Source organism: Pseudomonas sp. FW305-25 (genome assembly GCF_017351415.1).
In the GTDB taxonomy this organism is placed as follows: domain Bacteria; phylum Pseudomonadota; class Gammaproteobacteria; order Pseudomonadales; family Pseudomonadaceae; genus Aquipseudomonas; species Aquipseudomonas chlororaphis.
Window position 1 is genome coordinate 70,054 of sequence record NZ_JACNDE010000022.1, and the last position, 20,553, is coordinate 90,606.

The following is a 20,553-nucleotide window of genomic DNA, read 5'->3' on the forward strand; positions in this document are numbered from 1 at the left end:
CCGAGTCGTCGGGATGTCAAGCCAACGCTAATTGGGCTGACCAATTCAGATAAATCATAGAGGGGCAAGAAACAGTCGTACTCATTGTGCGGTATTCGTCTGTCAGCCCCTGCCTTCGATGGTCTAGGATGGGCTATTTGCCGTCGGCAAAGCCGCCAAGACCTAGAGTTGCAATTGAGTTCACGACATTTTCGACCGCGCCGCAGTGACCGCCTGCGAATCGCCACCTGCCGCAAATCCCGCAAGTACCCCAAGGAAGGTTCCCCATGCTACTGAGGTCCCTCGCAGCTATTGGCATTCTGTTGCTGGGTTTTCTTTCACCGATATTTCCGGCTCACGCGCAAGACATCGCGTTGTCCGGTCGGATGACCACCAGCAGCCACCCCTGGCTGGACCCCAGGGCGCGGCAGTGGCTGGAAGGGCGTGGGCCGTTCACGATCGGGGTCGTGCGTCTCGATTATCCGCCCCTGTCAGTGCTCTATGGCGACCGCTACCAGGGCATCACCGCCGACTATCTGGCCCTGATGTTCGAACGGCCGCCCAAGGTGCGCGCCTACTCGTCGCGGGCATCCGCACTGGCGGCCTTGCGCAGTGGCGAGATCGATCTGCTGGGCGCGGGCAGCGATGTCGAAGGCCGGGAAAATGGCCTGCTGCTCAGCGAGGCTTACCTGCCCGACCGGCCGGTGCTGGTGACGTCGCAGGCCCAGCCCTTCGATCCCGACCAGGCCGGTAGCGTTCTGGGAATGACCGTCGGCTATCTTCAGCAACAGGCGGTACGGGAGGTCTATCCCCATAGCAAGGTCGAGCTTTTCGATTCGCCCCAGCGCGCGCTCGAGGCGCTGGTGCTGGGGGATGTCGACGCGGTGTTGGGGGATGCGCTGTCCTCGCATTACTTGATGCAAACCCATTACCTGCTGGGCCTGCGCATCGACAACTTCGCTCCTGTCGACAGCCAGGGTTTCCGCTTCCTTCTGCGACCGGGTGACGAGCCGCTGAGGAGCATCATCGACCGGGCGATCCCCGGGATATCCAGGCGCTATGGGGACGATATCCTGCGCAGCTGGAGCGCCGGCCGCCGTTTGAGCATCGACGAAGCGCGGGTGAAGCTGGCGCCCGCGGAACAGCGCTGGCTGGACAGCCACCCGCAGGTACCCGTGGCCATCAATTACTCGCTTGGGGCGCTGGGCGAGCTGGGGCGGGACCGCGACGTGACCGGCATTGGCCGCGACTACCTGGAGTTGATCAGCCAGCGCAGCGGCCTGAAGTTCTCCTACCTGGGCACGCCAAACACCCTTGAAACCAACAAGCTCATCGCTGAGGGGCGCGCGCTGTTGACCCCGGCCATGCCTCAGTCCGAGCTGTTCGAGACGCCACTGGATGTCTTGCCGCCGTACCTGCGCAGCTCCACCGTATTGATGACCGCGACCAGTGCTGGCCGCCGCGCCGGCCGGCGTTTCACCGGGCTTGACGATCTGCATGGGAAGACGCTGGCGACGGGTGAAGGCTACTTTTTCATCGATACCATAAGACGTGACTATCCGGCGATTCGGCTCAAGGTATACCCCACGTTCCTCGAGGCCATGCGCTCGGTCGATTCGGGGCAGAACGAGGTGTACCTGAGCAGCGACTACACCGGCCGCTATCTGTCGGCCCAGTACTTCGACAATCGCATCCAGGTCACCGGAATCCTGCAAAGCACCTCCACGCCCATCGGCATCGGGGTGGCGAAGCACCAGCCGGAGTTGCGCAGCATCCTGGAGAAGGCGCAGCTGGCAATCACGCCTGAAGAGGTCGCGGAAATAGTCAAAGCCTGGGCGCCGCGTTTCTCCAGGGGCGGGAGCGACTTCTGGCGTGACCATCGCGACAAGATTCTCCAGCTGGGCAGCCTCTTCGCGATCCTGATCGCCATCTCGCTGATCTGGGCCTTCTACCTGCGACGCCAGGTCCGCAGGACCCGGGCGGCCGAGGAACGGGCCGAGGCCGCCAACCAGGCCAAGAGCGTCTTCCTGTCGACGATGAGTCATGAGATACGCACGCCGCTGAACGCGATCATCGGCCTGCAGGAACTCGCCCTGCGCAGAGCGAAACAGGGGGAGGCCGACAGCGTATCCCTGTCCGTGGCCCAGGAAGCGGCCCAGGGGCTGCTGTTGCTGCTGGGCAATGTGCTGGATATTTCTCGCATCGAGTCCGGAAAGATCGATTCGTTTCCTGAGCCGGTGCTCATCAAACACCAGATTGAAGGCGTCGTCTCGGTAGTGGCGGGCATGGCGCGACAAAAAGGCCTCACCCTGGACGCCAATGTGGAAGGCGACCTGCAGGCATGGGTGCTGCTGGACCCGCTGCATTTCAAGCAGGTGCTGTTCAACCTGCTCAGCAACGCCATCAAATTCACCGAGCGCGGTGGCGTCACCCTGCAGGCCCGCACCCGCCGTGAAGGGGACAGCTTGCGCCTGGACCTCGATGTCATCGATACGGGCATCGGCATTGGCGCCGAAGACATGGGCAAGCTGTTCAAACCCTTCTCCCAGGTGGGCGTACCAGGCACTGAGCAGATGTCCGGAAGCGGCCTGGGGCTGAACATCAGCCGCCGCCTGGTGCAACTGATGGGGGGCACGCTCAACCCGCGTAGCGAACCTGGCAAAGGGTCGTGCTTCAGCCTCGAATTGAGCCTGCCCATCTGCGACCCTCCAGCCGCTGTCGAGGGCGAAGCTGCGCAGCAGGCCCAGCCCGTTTCTGCCCAAGTGCAGCCACTGTCCATCTTGCTGGCCGAAGATAACGCCTTCAATCGCGTCACCCTCAACACCCAGCTTGAGACCCTGGGGCATCGAGTCGTGGTCGCGGAAGACGGGCAGGAAGCCTTCAAGCGTTGGTTGAGCGCGGACTTCGACATCGTGCTCACGGACGGCATGATGCCCAGAATGGACGGCTTCGAACTCGCCAGGCGGATCCGCTGGGAGGAGGGCCACAGCGGCCTGCCACGCTGCCGCATCATTGCCCTGACGGCCAGCATCGAGGCGAGCGCCGTGGAGCGCTGCATGGCCGCCGGGATGGACCAGGTCTTGTTCAAGCCTGCGACCCTCGAAACGCTGCGGCAGGCTATCGACTCCGCCGCGCAGGATCAGAACGGCCCGAGCTTGAGCGGGTACTGAATGACGAGGTACAGCCGGTCGATGTCGTCGCCGGCCTGGGCGGCGTTGGCCCGGTGGCTGACGTGGGACAGCTGCAGCGACAGGTCCTTGGCCGGGCCCGATTGCACGATGTAGTGCAGGTCCAGGTCGCGTTCCCAGTGGCGTCCGCCCCGGCCCTGTTGCGGCATGTAGGTGCCGCTGGCGCTGTCGAAGGGGTTGTAGGCACCGCCCTGGGGCGCGTGGCTGCCGTCGATGCCGCGACCGCTCACATAGCGGGCCATGAAGCTCAGGCCGGGAATGCCCAGGGCGCCCAGGTCGAGGTCGTAGCGCGCTTGCCAGGAGCGTTCGCCGGGGCCGTTGAAGTCGGCGTACTTGATCGAGTTGGCGAGGTAGATGGAGTCGCCGCCGACAAAGTCGAAGGGCGTGTCGCCGTGGACTTTCTGATAGGCCAGGGTGAACGCCTGGGCGTCGATCCGGTACTTGCCGGAGAGGCTGTAGGCCGTGGTGTCGATGGCACCGGCCGCGGCTTGGCCCTGGTCGCGGGTGCGGTACAGGTTGCCGTCGAGGAACCACTGGCCAAGGCTGGCATGCAGGTTGGCGTAGTACTGGCGCCAGGTGTCGCTCAGTTCCGAGGCGTAGAGGGCGCCGCCCAGCGCCTGGCCGGCGAACAGGTCGGCGCCGATGAAGTCGATGCTGGCGTGGCGGGTGGTTGCCCCGTAGCCGGAAAAGTCGCCCTTGGCGGTCGAGGCGTCCTGGTTCTTGAAGGCGTTGAAGTGACCGGCCTGCAGGTCGAGCCCTTCGAGTTCCCGGCTGGAGAGCAGCAGGCCACTGGCGTATTCCGGTTGCAGGCGTTTGTCGGCGGTGTCGAATACCGGGGTCGCCACGCTCATTTCACCGAGCGCCAGGGTGGTCCGCGAGGCCTTGAACTTCAGCGCGCCGCCGGCGCTGGAATAGCTGCCTTCGCTGCGCCCGTCATGATCCAGCGGCAACAGGCCCGTCCCGGAATGCCCCTTGCCGCCGTCCAGTTTCAAGCCCAGGAAGCCGTGGGCATCGACCCCCACGCCGAGGGCGCCGGGGGTGAAGCCGGACGCGAACGAGGCGATGAAGCCCTGGGCCCATTCCTGCTTGTAGCTCTTGCCGGCCGGGGTCGGGGAGCGATAGTCGTTGTTGAGGTAGAAGTTGCGGCTGAGCACTTCAAGGCTCGCCCCCTCAAGGAAACCGGGGGTGTCCTGTGCGCTCTGTGCCGCCAGCGCCGGGGCGCCGCCGCTGAGCAAGGCGAGCAGCCACAGCGGCTTCAGGCGGATGCGCATCGGCCCTGGGGCGGTAAGGTGTTTGGAGGCAAGCAGCATGCTGATTTCCCGCGTCAAGGTGGGTGGCCCAGGACGCGGCTGGCCGCGGTTCCGGCAACTGCCGGCACGCCTTCGGTCAACCCGCGTCCGCTCGGCGTGGCCATCGGATCGAGGCGAGGAATGGTTGCCTATTACAGAGCGCGGGGATTGTACGGCTGTGCTGCATTCGGCCGTTTGCGGTGGGCTGTGCGGCCGCTTTTGAATTGTCTCTATTTTGGAATCAATGATTCTCCGTTTTGCTGGATTGTCCCTTTTTGGTCCACCCCCTAAATTAGCCACCAAGCCGGCCGCACAGCCTCCCGCAGCGGAACCCGCGCCGAGCTCCCGAATTGTGCAACTCAACGTTTGAACCTACTCGACAGCAAAAGGAACGCGCCATGTCTATCCGTGAACTGCTCAACCCAAGCAACTCTGCCCTGATCCTGATCGACCACCAGCCACAGATGTCCTTCGGCGTGCAGTCGATCGACCGCCAGACCCTGAAGAACAACACCGTGGGCCTGGCCAAGGCGGCGAAGATCTTCAATGTGCCGACCATTTTCACTTCGGTGGAAACCGAGAGTTTCAGCGGCTACATCTGGCCGGAACTGCTCAGCGTGTTCCCGGACCACCAGCCGATCGAGCGCACCTCGATGAACTCCTGGGAAGACAAGAAACTGGTGGAAGCAGTCAAGGCTACCGGGCGCAAGAAACTGATCATGGCCGCGCTGTGGACCGAGGTCTGCCTGAACTTCCCGGCCCTGGAAGCCCTGGCCGAAGGCTACGAGGTGTACATCGTCACCGACGCTTCCGGCGGCACCAGCCAGGAAGCCCACGACATGTCGGTACAACGCATGATCCAGGCCGGCGCGGTGCCGGTGACCTGGCAGCAAGTGCTGCTCGAATTCCAGCGCGACTGGGCGCACAAGGACACCTACGACGCGGTGATGGACCTGGTGCGCGAGCACAGCGGCGCCTACGGCATGGGCGTGGATTACGCCTACACCATGGTGCACAAGGCGCCGCAGCGTCAGGTCAAGTAAGCCTGTCGCCAACGACCATCGGCCGACGCAACCTGCTTGCCTCGGCCGATGGTCGTTGGCGGTAAAAAACATCCGGACTGCACAGCGTTCCCACGACTCAAGGACCGTCATGAACCAGACCCTCGATTCCTCCCGTAGCGCGGCCTCCCTTTCGCCCTGGAGCCCGCTCAAGCATGGCCTGTTTCGCGGGCTGTGGCTGGCCAGCATCGCCTCGAACATCGGCACCTGGATGCACGAGGTGGGCGCCGGCTGGCTGATGACCTCGCTGTCGGCCAGCCCGATGACGGTGGCGCTGGTGCAGGTGGCCGCCGCGGCGCCGATGTTTTTCCTCGCGCTGCCGGCGGGGGCGCTGGCCGATATCGTCGACAAGCGCCGCTACCTGTTGCTGGTGCAGGGCTGGATGGCCAGCGTCGCCATGCTCCTGGCGTTCCTGACCCTCAGCGGCCTGATGACGGTGCCCTTGTTGCTGCTGTTGACCCTGGCCATGGGCATCGGCACGGCGCTGATGATGCCGGCCTGGTCGGCCCTGACCCCGGAACTGGTGCCCGCCGGCGAATTGCCCGCGGCCATCGCCTTGAGCAGCGTCGGGACCAACGTGGCGCGCGCCGTCGGCCCGGCCATCGCCGGGGTCCTGGTGAGCCTGGCCGGTCCCTGGGCGACCTTCGCGGTGAATGCGCTGTCGTTCTTTGCGGTGATCGGCGTGCTCGCCTGCTGGCGGCGCGAGCCGAAGGTCGCGGTGTTGCCGGCGGAGCGGCTGTTCAGTGCGATCCGCGTGGGCTGGCGCTACGCCCGCAGTTCCCATCCTCTGCAACGGGTGCTGATTCGTACCCTGGGGTTCTTCTTCGGCGCCAGCGCTGGCATGTCCTTGCTGCCGTTGATTGTGCGTGGCGAGTTGCAGGGCAGCGCGACCCAGTTCGGCGTATTGCTCGGTAGCGTCGGCCTCGGCGCCGTGCTGGGGGCGATGCTGTTGCCAAAGCTGCGCCAGCACCTGGCGGTGGATCGCCTGGTGGCGCTGGCCAGCGTGACCTACGCCCTGGTGTTGTTCGCCCTGGCCTGGCTGCGCGACTTCTATCTGTTGATCCCGGTGATGCTGATCAGCGGCGGCGCCTGGATCGCCGTGCTCTCGAGTTTCCAGGTGGCGGCCCAGACCTCGGTGCCGGCCTGGGTGCGGGCGCGAGCCCTGGCGGTGTATATCCTGATGTTCTTCGGCAGCATGGCCCTGGGCGGGTTGCTCTGGGGCTGGGTCGCCAGCCTGTTGTCCATGAGCGTTGCCCTGAGCGCGGCGGCAGTGGTGCTGCTGGCCGGGGTCGGGCTGACCTGGCGGGTCGGCTTGCCCCAGCGCAGCGCCGAAGACCTGGCGCCGTCGCTGCACTGGCCGCAACCGCTGCTCGGCGCCGACCAGGACCTGGAGCGCGGGCCGGTGATGATCAGCCTGGAATACGACATTGCCCCCGAACACGCCCAGGCCTTCCAGCAGGCGATGAACCCGGTGCGGCGCATGCGCCAGCGCAACGGTTCGTTTTCCTGGTGCCTGCTGCAGGACAGCGAAAACCCGCGGCTGTGGTGCGAGATGTTCTTCGACGAATCCTGGGTCGGCCACCTGCGCCACCACGAGCGAGTGACCCGCGCCGAGCTGAAGATCGAGGCCGCCGCCCGCTGTTTCCAGAGCGACGGGGTGAAGATCCGGATTCGTCATTTGCTCAAGGGGCAGGGCTGAAGGGGCACCTGGTGGTCGGATGCGGGCTTTCACGTACAGGGATTGGGGCGTTCTCAGGTTGTGCATTTGGCCTTTGTAGGAGCAGCCGGTCGACGCTCGATTGCTCGCGAAAAAAGCTCACGGTTTGAGCGGTTTTTCTCTTTGATTTGTAGGGTATTTCCGAGAGAATCGCCGGGTTACATTTCTGTGGTTTTGGCGTCTTGTGCCTGTTGAATGTTCGGGGCTAGGCTGCCCCGGTCGCTGCAAAATCAGCGATCGGGACTGCAAGCCCGAACAAGCAAGAAGCGCTGGACGCACACACGGAATCGTTGAGATGTCAGCTCGATTTATGGTGGCTGCGTGCGGGAGACCTTCGGGTCTGCCGGGTTTGCTTCTTCTTCCCGGTCTTGCAGACCTGCACGTAGCCGCCACCCATCATCTGCAAGTGATGCTGGCGGTCTTCATCAAAGAAGGAGCCGCGTCATGAAAAAGATCGTCCCCGATCCGCCCATTCTTTCGCCCAGCCGCGAACAAATAGTTCAGCTGGAAATTCCCAATCAAACCCTTCTTCAGGCACTGGAAAGTCGCGTTGAGGGTGAGCCTTTGCACCGTGCCTTGCAGGAAACCGGCAGCAGCACGTTCGGTTGTCATGACGGCAACGGCCGTCCGCTATTTGCCGTTCGCCCTGGCGTCAGCGCCGAGGAGGCGTTGTTGCATGTGTCGTTGTTGCTCAAGTGCGCCGAGGAGACGGCGGATGAGATCACCAGTGCCAGCGGCATCGAGCGGGGCTTGATCTGGTCGATGATCCATTCGGTGGAAATGGCGCGGGCGGTGGTGGATGCGTTGCTGGATGGGGCGCGAAGGCAGGGAGAAACGCAGACGTTTTGAGGCGGGAGGGCATCGCACACCCGTCGAACGGCCGCAGAGGGGCAGGGGAAAAGGCGAACGCCCCTTGGGCAACTCGGTCAGGCTGGTTGAAGCGAACGAATAGGCGCTAGCGGCTATCAGCCGCTGCGGTCGAGGGCTTCCACTGGCCCTTGGCCGCCTGTCAACGTCGAAAATAGGCCCGAGGGCGCAAGCCCCCGGGCCGGTGCCGGTCAAGGCATTTCCGGCAGTTCCTGCGCCCGCAGATCGAACACCAGCACTTCGGCATCCATGCCCTTGCTCAAGGTCAGCGCCTGTTCCTGGCGCACCCGCACGCCATCGCCTTCCTGCAAGAGCAGGCCGTTGAGGTCGACCGAGCCGCGGGCCACATGCACGTAGGCGTAGCGGTTGGCGTCGAGCTTGAGGGTGGCGCTTTCCTGGCCGTCGATCAGCCCGGCATAGACCCGCGCGTCCTGGCGCACCTGCAGCGAACCGTCGGTCCCCTCGGGGGAGATGATCAGTTGCAGGCGGCCGCGTTTTTGCTGCGGGCGGAAATGCTCTTGCTGGTAACGCGGCTTGGCGCCACTGACGTCCGGCACGATCCAGATCTGCAGGAAGTGCACCGGTTGGGTGGTCGAGTGGTTGTACTCGCTGTGCGCCACGCCGCTGCCGGCGCTCATCAGTTGCACGTCGCCAGGGCGGATCACCGAACCGGTGCCCAGGGTGTCCTTGTGTTCCAGGGCGCCTTCGAGCACGTAGGAGAAAATCTCCATGTCCCGGTGCGGGTGTTGGCCGAAGCCTTTGCCGGCGGCGACCCGGTCGTCGTTGATCACCAGCAGGTCGGAAAAACCCCGTTCCCGCGGGTTGCGATAGTTGGCGAAGGAAAAGGTGTGGAACGACTTCAACCAACCGTGGTTGGCGGCGCCGCGATCAGAGGCTTTGCGAAGGGTCAGCATGAGGGAATCTCCTGTCGGAACGGGAATTCGTCCGGTTGAGGAGAAGGCTAATGTTTACCCTACGGCGCAATAAGTAGATGAAAACTGAAATACTGTCCGTTTCAGGTTGACAATTTTGTGCGATGAATCACGTATTCTTGCCCGCTGAGCGCGCGCCGTCCGGGCATAATGTCCAGGGTCGGCGTTATGCTTCCAACCCTTTGATATCAGTGATATTTACCCATGAAAACCGTGGCAATGGTGTTGTTTCCGGACTTTCTCCTGCTCGACATGGCCGGGCCCATGGAGGTGTTTTCCATCGCCAACCGTTATCTGGAGCCGAAGGACCATTACCAGCTCTCGACAATCGGTACCGAGCACGGCGCGTTGCGCGCTTCCAACGGCGTCAAGGTGCAGGCCGATCTGCATATCGACCAGGCGCGCGACAGCTATGACTTGCTGCTGGTGCCCGGGGGGCCGGGGGCCTACAACGAAAAGCACCGACCCTTGCTCGACTGGCTGGCGGGGGCCGTGCGCCGCTCGGCCGTCTATGGCTCGATCTGCACCGGGGCCTTTATCCTCGGGCACGCCGGTTTGCTCGACGGGTATCGGGTGACGACCCACTGGCACTACACGGAACGCCTGATCCGGGCCTTCCCCGAGGCGACGGTGGAGACCGACCAGATCTTTGTCGAGGATCGCAACCTGATCACCTCGGGCGGGGTCACCGCCGGCATCGACCTGGCGCTGGCGGTGGTCGCCCGGGACCACGGCAAGAAGGCCGCCCAGGATGTGGCCAAGGTGTTGCTGGTGGTGATGAAGCGCCAGGGCGGGCAGGCGCAGTTCAGCCCGTTGATGGCCACGGTGGCGCCGCAGGAGACGCCGGTGACCCGGGTGCAGAACCATGTGCTCGAACACCTGGACGAAGCCTTCAGCATCGAGCGCATGGCCAGCCTGGCGAACATGAGTACGCGGCATTTCGCCCGGGTGTTTGCCCGGGAAGTGAACATGACGCCCATGGAGTTCCTGCAAAGCGCACGGATCGACCGGGCGCGGAACCTGCTGGAGAGCAGCGACCTGCCGCTCAAGACCGTGGCCTACAAAAGCGGCTTCGGCAGTGTGCGGCACATGCGCTTCCTGTTCAGCGAAAAGCTCGGCCTGACCCCCACCCAGTACCGCGAACAGTTCAGCTAGCGCCGGCTTGTCCGTCTGGCGCACCGCGATGGCCGTGACGCTCCCTCCAGGGTGGTTGTACCGTCATCGGTGCCTGCCAAGATACCGGGGAACCCTTGGTAAAGGAGGTGCGGGAGCCTGGCACCGGCCAGGTTTCCAGCATGTGGATGCGTATGAACAGCATCAGAGATTTGCACGGCGACGGGCTGCTGCGGTTCGGCCCCTACGCCTTCCACCTGCGGCAGCGGCTGATCCTCGACGGCGACCGGCCGTTGCGCATGGGCGGGCGTGCCCTGGACATCCTGCGGGTGCTGGTCGAGCGCGCCGGCCAGGTGGTGGGCAAGGACGAATTGATCGCTCGTGTCTGGCCGGACTCGGTGGTCGAGGACATCAACCTGCGCGTGCACATCGCCGCCCTGCGCCGCGCCCTCGGCGAGGGCCAGGACGGGCAAGGCTACATCGTCAACATTCCGCAGCGCGGTTATTGCTTCACCGCCCCGGTGCGGTACGAGGCGCAAGGGGAGCTGGTCGCGCTGGCGAGCCTGCACAAGCCCCAGCACAACCTGCCGGCACGGCTGACCCCGGTCATCGGTCGCGACCCGGTGGTCGGCAGCCTGGTCCGGCAGTTGCCGGTGCGCCGGTTCATGACCCTGGTCGGTCCGGCGGGGATCGGCAAGACCACGGTCGCGCTGCAGGTCGCCGAGCTGCTGTTGCAGCACTACCGCGACGGCGTGTGGTTCATCGACCTGGCGAGCATCGACGACCCGGCGCAATTGGTCGAGCACCTCAGGCACAGCCTCGAGCTGGACGCCGGCCTGGAGGCGCTGGCAACCCGGCATGCCTTGCTGGTGCTGGACAATTGCGAGCATCTGCTCGAGCGCTGCCGGGCCGTGGTTGAGCCGTTGCTGGCCTCGGCGCCACGGTTGTCGATCCTGGCCACCAGCCGCGAACCGCTACAGGCTGTGGGGGAGATCGTGCATGGCCTGGGGGCCTTGTCGGTGCCGCCGGCTTCGGCGTTGCACAGCGTGGCCGAGGTCATGAGCCATTCGGCGGTGCAGCTGTTCGTCAGCTGTGCCCGGGCGCGCCAGCAAGGCTTTGCCTTGCGGGAGCAGGACCTGGGCGCGGTGCGCGAAATTTGCCGACGGCTCGATGGCTTGCCATTGGCCATCGAACTGGCGGCGGCGCAGATCGATGCGCTGGCGATGGTGGGGCTGCAAGCGCAGCTGGACAACTGCTTTCAACTGCTGACCCAGGGCCGGCGCACCGCCGTGGCCCGGCACCAGACGCTCGAGTCCGCCCTGGACTGGAGCTATCAGCGACTGAGCCCGCTGGAGCAAAGCCTGTTGCAGCGCCTGGCGGTGTTCGACATGGCCTTCACCGTGCAGGCCGCCACTGACGTCATCAGCTGTGCGGTGCTGCGGCCCGAGTGCGTGGCCGAAGTGATGGCGCAACTGGCGCGCAAATCGCTGCTGGTGGTGGAGCCCGGCCAGGGCACGACGCATTACCGCTTTCTCAACACCACCCGCGCCTACGCGCTGCAGAAGCTGGAACACAGCGGGCAGCTGCGGGTGTTCGAAAGGCGGCATGCCCACGCCATCGGCAAGGCCCGCTGGCTGTCAGCCAGGCACCTGTCGTTGCAGCTCATCGAGCAGTTCCCGGACGCGGGTTAGGTCCGGCGTGGCAAAACCTTCGGTGAAGCGGGCGTAGAGCGGTTCGAGCAGCTCATGGGCGCGCCGGGCCCGGCCCTGGCGCTGCCAGAGCCGGGCCAGCGAGGTGGCGCTGCGCAATTCCCAGGTCAGCGCGCCCTGGGCCCTGGCCACAGCCAACGCCTGGTGCAGCACCGCTTCGGCGGCGTCAGGCGCATTGTCGGTCAGCAGCGCCTCGGCCCTGGCGCGCAGGATCTCCGCCGTGCTCCAGCCGGCCGTGCCGCTTTCGGCCCGTTGCAGCAAGGCGTTGTCGATGAAAGCGCCGTCCAGGGTCACCATGATTTCCCCGATCAGCCCGGTGCCGGATTGCGGTGGCGAGAACTCCGGGACGCCTTCGATGACCTGCGCATAGTGCCGGCCCCAGGTGTAGAACAGCAGCACCGAATGCTTCTGTGCCTGCTCCAGCAGCAGGCGCAAGAGTTCGCGGGCGGTCGTGGCGTCACCGTTGTAGTGGGCGATCAGGCAGCCGGCCAGGGCCAGGGTGTAGCAGATGGACGTGCCGTGGTTGATCTGCAGGGCGATGTCCAGGGCGTGGCGCGCGGTGCGCCAGGCTTTTTCCGGATGGCCTTGCAGCCAGAGGATCCGCGCCAGGATCGTCAGGGCGGCGACGCTCTGGTCGTACTGCACGCCGAAGCCGCGGGTGAAGCGGTTCATATGCCCGCTCTGGGCCATCAGCTGGATGACTTGCTCGGCCTTGTCCCGGGCCTGCGGCTGATCGCCGGCAAAGTGCAGGGCCAGCACCTGCAGGCGCTGGGTGCTGAGGGACATCGCGGTCGGGCCGGCGCCGCGCCGCGCCAGGTGGTCGAACTGCCGGCTTTGCTCCAGGGCCAGTTGGTAGTGACCGCAACTGAGATTGACCGCCATGTGCCCGGACACCGCCTTGAGCTGGGCGGCCACATCGTCGGTGCTTTCGGCCAGGGCCCTGGCCGCGACGAAGGCCTCGATGGCCTCGGTGCTGCTGCCCTGGGTGTGGTAGCAGGCGCTGCCGAGGGCCAGCTTGAGGGCCTGGGTCAGGCGCGGGCAGGCCTCGCCCGCCGCGTGAAGCAGGGCCAGGGCCTGGCGCACATAGCCGCCGTGCTCCTTGAGCAGCGACAGCTCCTGCCACAGCGGTGCGGAGGCCGCGGCCAGGTGGATCGCCAGCTGTTGCGGACCCTGGGCATTCAAGCCCCAGTCGAGCGCCGCGCGGATGTCTTCCAGGCTGCGGGCGTGCCGCTCGACCCACAGCGTCGAGGGGGTCTGTTCCCAATCGTCCCGGGCCTGGTGCATCAAGGCCAGGCAACGTTCGGCGTGGCGCCTGCGGGTAGCCGGCAGTTCGGCGGCCTGCTCGAGTTTTTCCAGGGCATAGCTGCGGGTGGTGTCCAGCAGGCGATAGAACACTTCCTCGTCGCCGACCTCCACGTTCAGCAGGGACTTGGCCACCAACTGGGTGATCGCGGTAAAGACCACGCTGGCTTCGATGTGCGCGTCGACGATCACCGCCGCGGCCGATGGCAGGGTGAAGCCGCCCCTGAATACGCCCAGCCGGCGCAGGCAGGCCTGCTCGCAGGCGCTGAGCAGTTCGAAGCTCCAGTCCAGGGTGGCGCGCAGGGTCTGATGACGGCCCGGGGTGACCTGGCAGCCCTGGGTCAGCAGGCGGAAACTGCCGTGCAACTGGCTGAGCAAGCCCGCGAGCCCCAGGTTGCCGACCTGGGCAGCGGCCAGCTCGATGGCCAGGGGAATGCCGTCCAGGCGCCGGCAGATATCGATCGCCAGGGGCAGTTCGTCCTGGCTCAGTTCGAAGCTGTCGTGGCTGGCCATCGCCCGCTCGACGAACAATTGCAGGGCCGAGAAAGTCAGGGCCTGGGCGCGGTCCAGCACCGCGATGGGCGGTGGGCAATCCAGGGATTCCAGGCGTTGCAAGAATTCGCCCTCGGCGCGCAGGCTCTCGCGGCTGGTGGCCAGGACATGCACCTGTGGCGCCGCACGCAGGATGCTTTCGCAGAGCGGCGCGATGGCATCGAGCAGGTGCTCGCAGTTGTCGATCACCAGCAGCATCTGCCGCTCGCGCAGGAAGTTCGCCAGGCTGGCCAGCGGTTCGTCGTCGTGCAGCGCCAGGTCGAGCAGGGTCGCCAGGTGGCTGGTGATCATCCGTGGGTCGTTGAGCGGGGCCAGGTCCAGCAGGCGGATGCCGTCCCGGTACTGGCCGATCAGCTGTTCGGCGACCCGCAGGGCCACGGTGGTCTTGCCGATGCCGCCGGGGCCGACCAGGGTGATGAAGCGCTGGCGCGCCAGTTGCGTCAGCACATTGTTCACTAGGGCCTGGCGCCCGATCAGGCGGGTGCGGCGCACCGGCAGGTTATGCCCGCCCGGCTCGGCCGAAGGGTCTTTGGGGCCTTGCTCGAAGCGCTCGGGGGCGAAGGGTTCCAGGGAGAAGGGCGCGACGAAGCTGTAGCCACGCTGGGCAACGGTGACGATGTAGCGCTGGCCGGCCTGGCCGTCGCCCAGGGCCTTGCGCAGCGCCGCCATGTGCACCCGCAGGTTGGTGTCTTCGACCACGCTCCTGGGCCAGACCCGGGCGATCAGTTGCTGCTTGCTGACCACCTCGCCGGCGTGCTCCAGCAGGATCAGCAGGATGTCCATGGAGCGGCGGCCCAGGCGCAAGGGCCGCTCGGCTTCCAGTATCAGGCGTTGCCCCGGGTAGATCCGGTAGGGGCCGAAATGCACAGCCTGTTCGGGGGGTAGGGTCAACGGCTCACTCCTGCTGCTGTGGTCTTTTTCTAGTGCTTCCCGTTGCACCTGGGCGGGAAGGGCGGACGAAGGGCGCGGCCTTCTATCGCGCGGTTTTCGAGCATGTTCCTCAGGTTTCCCGAACAACGCAACGCGGCGCGGATGAGCGCGCATCGACTGCATTGGCCGCAGCAATCTTCTTGCCGGCGATGGCGCCTGTATTCATTGGCCGTGGCCTTGGCGACGAGCGGCAGGGGCGGTGCCCGCGCCATTGAAAATTAACAACGTTTAACTCGTCCTGCCTGCGCTCTATGTCCAAAACTCGAGGCCGTCGCCTTGGCCAATCGAAGGGACGGTTGTGCGTGCCACGCGAAGAAAAAAAGGATGAACACCTCTGGAGGATGCCGGAATGAGCAAGGTGGTGGTGGTCTATCACAGTGGCTATGGCCATACCCGGGTCATGGCCGAAGCCGTGGCCCAGGGGGTGGAGAGTCACCTGGGCAGCGCCTGCCGGCTGATTCCGGTGGAGGAGGTGCACGAGCAGTGGGAGTGCCTGCACCGGGCCGACGCCATCATCTTCGGCGCGCCGACCTACATGGGCAGCGCCTCGGCGCCGTTCAAGGGGTTCATGGAGGCCACCGCGGCGTTCTACCTGGCCCAGCCCTGGCGCGACAAGCTCGCCGCCGGCTTCACCAATTCCGGTTGCCTGTGTGGCGACAAGCTCAACACCTTATTGCAGATGGCGGTCTTCGCGGCCCAGCACTCGATGATCTGGGTCGGCCTCGACCTGCTGCCGGCGCGCTCCAGCCGCGGGGTGTTCGATGGCCAGTTGAATCGCCTCGGCAGTTCCCTGGGCGCCATGGCCCAGTCGAATGTCGAACAGTCCCCCGAACACGCGCCGCCCCTGGAAGACCGCCGCACCGCCGCGCACCTGGGCGAGCGGGTAGCGCGCCTGGCCGAGCGCCTGGGCCATTCGTCGATTTGAGTCACCCAACCCCCTGAAGGAGCAAAAACGCCATGAGCACATTCACCACCCGCGACGGTACCGAGATCTATTACAAGGACTGGGGCAGCGGCCAACCCATAGTCTTCAGCCATGGCTGGCCGCTGAATGCCGACAGCTGGGAGGCGCAGATGATCTTCCTGGCATCCAGGGGCTACCGGGTCATCGCCCATGACCGCCGCGGGCATGGCCGCTCCAGCCAGCCCTGGTCGGGCAACGAGATGGACACCTACGCCGACGACCTGGCGCAGTTGATCGAACACCTGGACCTGCAAGACGCGGTGCTGTTCGGCTTTTCCACCGGCGGTGGCGAAGTGGCGCGCTACATCGGTCGCCACGGCACGGCGCGGGTCGCCAAGGCCGGGCTGATTTCCGCGGTGCCGCCGCTGATGCTCAGGACTGCGGCCAACCCCGGCGGCCTGCCGATCGAGGTCTTCGACGGCCTGCGCGAAGCGTCCCTGGCCGACCGTTCGCAGCTGTACAAGGACGTCGCCAGCGGGCCGTTCTTCGGTTTCAACCAGCCTGGTGCCAAGCCGTCCCAGGGCATGATCGACTGGTTCTGGATGCAGGGCATGACGGCGGGCCACAAGAACGCCTATGACTGCATCAAGGCCTTCTCCGAAACCGACTTCACCGAAGACCTGAAGAAGTTCGACGTGCCGACCCTGGTGGTGCACGGCGACGCCGACCAGATCGTGCCGATCGAAGCCGCCGGCATCGCCTCGGCCAAGCTGGTCAAGGACGCGAAGCTGCTGGTCTACCCAGGCGCGCCCCATGGCCTGACCGACACCCACAAGGATCAGCTCAACACCGACCTGCTGGCGTTCATCGAGGCCTGAGTGGTTCGGCGACCCGCGCCTGACCCATGAAAAAACGCCGGGAGGTTTTGCCTCCCGGCGTTTTTTTATCTCACGATGATTACCGTACCGAAGTTTGCTGGACTACGCCGCAGTCTGATACAGCAGGTTTATCCATTGCTTGGGCGAGCTCAACCTATGCCGGTGCTTTGCGAAACCTGACCTGACTGCCGACCGCCTGACGCCTATCCGGCCCTTGGAATCCTCGCAAAATCCCCATCGACTTTAAGTAAAGTCCCGCAGACGTTGGGGGGGCGGCATTGCTAATGTCCTGCCAGCCATTTGCTCCGGGTCATTGAAAGGCCCGCTGTCTTGCTTAAGGAAAAGCTAAATGTTTGCGCCCGCCAACACCGCGCACTTCACGCTATCGATCCCAGCCGTCCGCCATGACTTCAAGGTACTGGCTTTCGACGGCACCGAAGCCCTCAGCACCCTCTATGGGATCCGCGTCGAGCTGGTCAGCGAGAACCCTGACGTCGATCTGGAAAGCCTGCTCAATCAGCCGGCCTTCCTTCGGTTCGGGCTGAACGGCGAAGGCCTTCATGGGCAGATCGAAGACCTGTACGTGGGCGAGGCAGGCAAGCGCCTGACGCGCTATCACCTGACCCTGGTGCCGGTGCTGCACTACCTGCAATTCAGCTGCAACCAGCGGATCTTCCAGCACCTGACAGTGCCGCAAATCATCGCCCAGGTGCTGGGTGGCCACGGCATCCAGGCCGACGTCTACACCTTCAATGTCAGTACCAGTCCGGAGCGCGAATACTGCACCCAGTACGGGGAAAGCGATTTCGAGTTCATCCAGCGCTTGTGCGCCGAGGACGGCATCGCCTGGCACCACCAGCACTCGGCCGAGGGCCATCGGCTGGTGTTCAGCGATGACCAGACCTGTTTCCCCCTGTTGGGGGATACACCCTATCAGCAGGACACCGGCACGGTAGCGGACCATCCGGTGGTCAGCCGGTTCTCCCAGCGCTTCAGCACTCGTGCCAGCACCGTGACGCGTCGCGATTACGATCTGAAACGTCCGAGTCTGTTGCTCGAAAGCCAATTCACCGCGGACTTCCAGCCGGTGCTTGAGGACTACAGTTACCCAGCGCCGATCACCACGCTGGAGCGCGGCAGAGTGTTGGCCAGGCAGGCCCTGGAACGGCACCGTGTCGATTACCAGTTGGCCGAAGGCCAAAGCGATCAGCCGACGCTGCGCAGTGGGCACTTCTTCAACCTGACCGGACACCCGCGCAACAGTTGCAACGACTTGTGGTTGTTGCTGAGCGTCACGCATTGCGGCCGACAACCGCAGTCACTCGAAGAGTCCGTCCCTAGCGACACCCAGCCCGAAGACGGCTTCACCCAGGGCTATCGCAACAGCTTCACTGCGATTCCGTGGGACGTGTTTTTCCGTCCGCCGCTGCTGACGCACCGGCCCCTGCTGGGCTGCCAGACCGCCCGGGTCACCGGCCCGACCGGCGAGGAAATCTTCTGCGATGAGTTTGGCAGGGTGAAGGTCGAACTCCATTGGGACCGACGGGAGCTGGGTAGCGACAAAAGCAGCTGCTGGCTACGGGTTTCTTCAAGTTGGGCGGGGGAGAACTTTGGTGCAGTGAGCATCCCGAGGATCGGCATGGAAGTGGTGGTGACTTTCCTCGAAGGCAACCCGGACAATCCTTTAATTACGGGCGTTGTGCCGAACAAGACTACACCCGTGCCTTACGCGTTACCGGCGAACAAAAGCAAGACCGTGTTACGCAGCCGCAGCACGCCGGACAGCGGCGGCTACAACGAACTGTCGATCGAGGACCGTGCCGGGCAGGAAAAAGTCTACCTGCGTGCGCAGCGCGACATCGAGCAGCTGATCCTCAACGACAGCGACACCCAAATCGGCAACGACCGGCGCGAACAGATCATCCGGGACAGCCATAGCCTGATCGGCAACGACCGCTTTGATCAGGTGGGCAGCAACAGCTCCAGCCTGATCAAGGGTGATGAACTGCACACTACCCAAGGCGTACGGAACACCCAGATCGGCGGCAATGAACTGCTCTCCATCTCGGGCAATGGCAGCATCACCGTAGGCGGAACCTGGGTCGTGCAAGCGGGGCCCCAGGCCCGCGTCACCGCTACCCATGTGGTGGTTGATGCGAGTACAAGCCTGACGCTTAAAGCAGGCGGCCAGCACATCGTCATTACCCCTGGGGGGATCTTCAGCAGCGTGCCGATCGTTCAGGGCGGAGCCCCGGTGGCAGGGATTGCGCCGCAACAGATCCTACAGGCACTGGCCGAGGAGCCGCAGACCAGCGTTGCCAATTCGTTGGCGCTCGTTGCCGCCGCCAGGCAACGCGCTGCGGACTTCTGCCCACTCTGCGAAGCCTGCCGCGACGGACAGTGCGCTATTGGAGAGGTTGCATGAGTACGCCCGAACAATGGATGCGCGTCCAGGGTGAGCTCGGCCAGCGCCTCTACCTGATACTGGACTCCGTTGGTCAGCTGGATGAGCGCAATGCGCTGCTCAACGAGAGGGATAACGACCAGTACAGCAATCTGTATAGCGGTACGCCCGCCAGCGCGCTGGCAGCAATAGGCCCATACCTTTTTCAGCTCGATACGCTGGATCATCCAGCCATCCAGGTCTTGCTCAAAACGCCGGAGCGTCATTGGGGCTGGCTGGCCAGCAGCGCAAGCGGCGATCTGGATCAACTGGCCCGCCATTGGCGCGCCCGCCTGGTAACGGGGGAGCGGCCGAACCAGGCCCTCTATCGTTTTCATGACAATCGTGTCCTGGGGCGAGCCTTGGCACACCTGCGCCCCGAACAACGCAGCGAATTCCTCGGGCCGATAGCCAGCGTGTGTTACTGGCAGGATGGGCAATGGGCGGCCGCCTACAATCCCGCCCCGGGCGAATACCCGGTGCCACCCGCCCCGGCGTGGCTCGCTGTCCCGCCGACCGCGGACACGGCGGCAGGCATACAAATCGATAACGCCCGGCGCTACCTGATGGTTGAGCAGATGGAGCGGCTGGCCGAACTTGCCAGGCAACAGGATGCGGACACCTGGCTACAGGCTCAGTTAGAGTTGGCCCGCGCGTGGGGCTGGCAGGCGCCAGAGCAAGTCCGGTTCCTGCTCGTTCAACGTTTGCAAGCACCGCGGGAAGCACTGCCTAAGTCCTGGTTACCTCAACTCGACGAAACACCCCTGACGCATTTTCAGCGTGTGTATCAGCAAGTGCAGTTTTGGCAAGGAGATGCCGCCGTATGAACCGAACCCTTCAAAGCCTGATTCTTGTCAGCAGCCTGGCGCTGGTACAGGGCTGCGCCGCCCTGGGCAAGTCCAACAGCTTTACCCTCACCGCCGACCTGCCACCGGACTTCGCCTATGTCGCGTCGGTGTATTACGTGCCCGCCAAAGGGCAAACCTGCACCGTGTCGACGGCAGATAATCTGGCGCCGCAGTTCAACCGTGAGTGGCGCACCGAATACAAGCCGGATGCGCAAATCGAGATACGTCGGACTCGCAAGGGTTGCGAACTGGTGATCGATTACGTCGAGCTGGAAATCAACGCGACCTATGGTAAGGACTGGAGTGATTTAGGGCGTGAGTATGCCCAGGTTTCGGTGCGCACAGAACTGCCAGAAGCGGTTAAAGGTACGTTCAACGCCGCTGGGGAAAGTGAGTTTTCCGGTCAGTGCCAGTGGCTATTCCGCACGATTGGCCCTAACCGCTATATCACCAAGATTCTCGACTGCAAAAAGACCGATGCATCCGGCGAGCGATTGAAGAGCCGTCCCTTTGCGGCCTATACCCTCGACGAGCTGCCGGGTAAAACCGTGAAGATGAAGATCAAGCTGGCTGATGAGGAAAGGCCGTACATGAAGGACACCTGGGTCAAGGTGCCCGGTGGTTGGAAGCGTTGCATGGGCAAAGGATTCGAAGACCAATATGCATTCTGCTACGGCAACTACAAAGACTTCAGTACCTTCAGAATGCCTGATGGCCGCAGCTGCACCATCTATCCAGGTTGCACCGAAGACAAGGAGGTGACTCCATGAGCCTTGAGCCGATGGAAGAGTGGGAGCGGCCTTTCTTCGATACGCGCATGCATGCTTGTTCGATGCAGACA

Annotated in this window: 14 protein-coding genes; 11 read left to right on the forward strand and 3 right to left on the reverse strand. The window is 64.3% G+C overall.

The genetic code is table 11. From position 1 onward, the window contains the following. The first annotated feature begins 266 nt into the window (after nt 1–266). Nucleotides 267–3,149, forward strand: coding sequence for an ATP-binding protein (locus J4E58_RS20305; protein ID WP_087092208.1), 2,883 nt, complete (start codon nt 267–269; stop codon nt 3,147–3,149). Here J4E58_RS20305 and J4E58_RS20310 read toward each other — a convergent pair. Next, the gene (locus tag J4E58_RS20310) at nt 3,119–4,477 is read right to left on the reverse strand and encodes an OprD family porin (protein ID WP_087092207.1); all 1,359 of its coding nucleotides are present in this window, start codon (nt 4,475–4,477) and stop codon (nt 3,119–3,121) included. The two genes, J4E58_RS20305 and J4E58_RS20310, sit on opposite strands and share 31 nt — an antisense overlap. A gap of 377 nt (nt 4,478–4,854) precedes the next feature. On the opposite strand from J4E58_RS20310, the gene J4E58_RS20315 reads away from it, so the two are divergent. The 3 genes from J4E58_RS20315 to J4E58_RS20325 all read left to right on the forward strand — a co-directional run bounded on the left by J4E58_RS20315 (nt 4,855) and on the right by J4E58_RS20325 (nt 8,083). Continuing rightward, nucleotides 4,855–5,499 (forward strand): hydrolase, encoded by a 645-nt coding sequence (locus J4E58_RS20315; protein ID WP_084332395.1) that lies wholly within the window; start codon nt 4,855–4,857, stop codon nt 5,497–5,499. Nucleotides 5,500–5,608: 109 nt separating this feature from the next. Continuing rightward, a complete protein-coding gene (locus J4E58_RS20320) occupies nt 5,609–7,216 on the forward strand; it encodes an MFS transporter (protein ID WP_087092206.1) in 1,608 nt (535 codons plus the stop codon). A gap of 462 nt (nt 7,217–7,678) precedes the next feature. Next, a complete protein-coding gene (locus tag J4E58_RS20325) occupies nt 7,679–8,083 on the forward strand; it encodes a DUF6124 family protein (RefSeq protein ID WP_087092205.1) in 405 nt (134 codons plus the stop codon). Between the two features lie 209 nt (nt 8,084–8,292). On the opposite strand, the gene J4E58_RS20330 is transcribed toward J4E58_RS20325, so the two are convergent. Then, nucleotides 8,293–9,015 carry a pirin family protein gene (locus J4E58_RS20330; protein ID WP_087092204.1) on the reverse strand — a complete coding sequence of 241 codons (723 nt, stop codon included), beginning with the start codon at nt 9,013–9,015 and terminating at the stop codon, nt 8,293–8,295. A gap of 222 nt (nt 9,016–9,237) precedes the next feature. On the opposite strand from J4E58_RS20330, the gene J4E58_RS20335 reads away from it, so the two are divergent. After that, nucleotides 9,238–10,188, forward strand: coding sequence for a GlxA family transcriptional regulator (locus J4E58_RS20335; RefSeq protein WP_087092203.1), 951 nt, complete (start codon nt 9,238–9,240; stop codon nt 10,186–10,188). A gap of 152 nt (nt 10,189–10,340) precedes the next feature. Next, a complete protein-coding gene (locus tag J4E58_RS20340) occupies nt 10,341–11,837 on the forward strand; it encodes a winged helix-turn-helix domain-containing protein (protein WP_087092284.1) in 1,497 nt (498 codons plus the stop codon). On the opposite strand, the gene J4E58_RS20345 is transcribed toward J4E58_RS20340, so the two are convergent. After that, the gene (locus J4E58_RS20345; protein WP_087092202.1) at nt 11,784–14,600 is read right to left on the reverse strand and encodes a winged helix-turn-helix domain-containing protein; all 2,817 of its coding nucleotides are present in this window, start codon (nt 14,598–14,600) and stop codon (nt 11,784–11,786) included. The two genes, J4E58_RS20340 and J4E58_RS20345, sit on opposite strands and share 54 nt — an antisense overlap. A 388-nt stretch (nt 14,601–14,988) precedes the next feature. On the opposite strand from J4E58_RS20345, the gene J4E58_RS20350 reads away from it, so the two are divergent. The 5 genes from J4E58_RS20350 (at nt 14,989) to J4E58_RS20370 (ending at nt 20,482) form a co-directional block, all read left to right on the forward strand. Further along, complete coding sequence (locus J4E58_RS20350; RefSeq protein WP_087092201.1) at nt 14,989–15,564, forward strand: flavodoxin family protein; 576 nt, start codon at nt 14,989–14,991, stop codon at nt 15,562–15,564. Nucleotides 15,565–15,596: 32 nt separating this feature from the next. After that, entirely contained in the window at nt 15,597–16,421 is an 825-nt protein-coding gene (locus J4E58_RS20355) for an alpha/beta fold hydrolase (RefSeq protein WP_087092200.1), read from the forward strand. Between the two features lie 349 nt (nt 16,422–16,770). Next, entirely contained in the window at nt 16,771–18,846 is a 2,076-nt protein-coding gene (locus tag J4E58_RS20360; protein ID WP_087092199.1) for a type VI secretion system tip protein VgrG, read from the forward strand. Further along, a complete protein-coding gene (locus J4E58_RS20365) occupies nt 18,843–19,691 on the forward strand; it encodes a DUF4123 domain-containing protein (protein WP_087092198.1) in 849 nt (282 codons plus the stop codon). Before J4E58_RS20360 ends, J4E58_RS20365 begins: the two co-directional genes overlap by 4 nt. Next, nucleotides 19,688–20,482 (forward strand): hypothetical protein, encoded by a 795-nt coding sequence (locus J4E58_RS20370; RefSeq protein ID WP_087092197.1) that lies wholly within the window; start codon nt 19,688–19,690, stop codon nt 20,480–20,482. The genes J4E58_RS20365 and J4E58_RS20370 overlap by 4 nt, the downstream gene beginning before the upstream one ends. Nucleotides 20,483–20,553 lie beyond the last annotated feature (71 nt).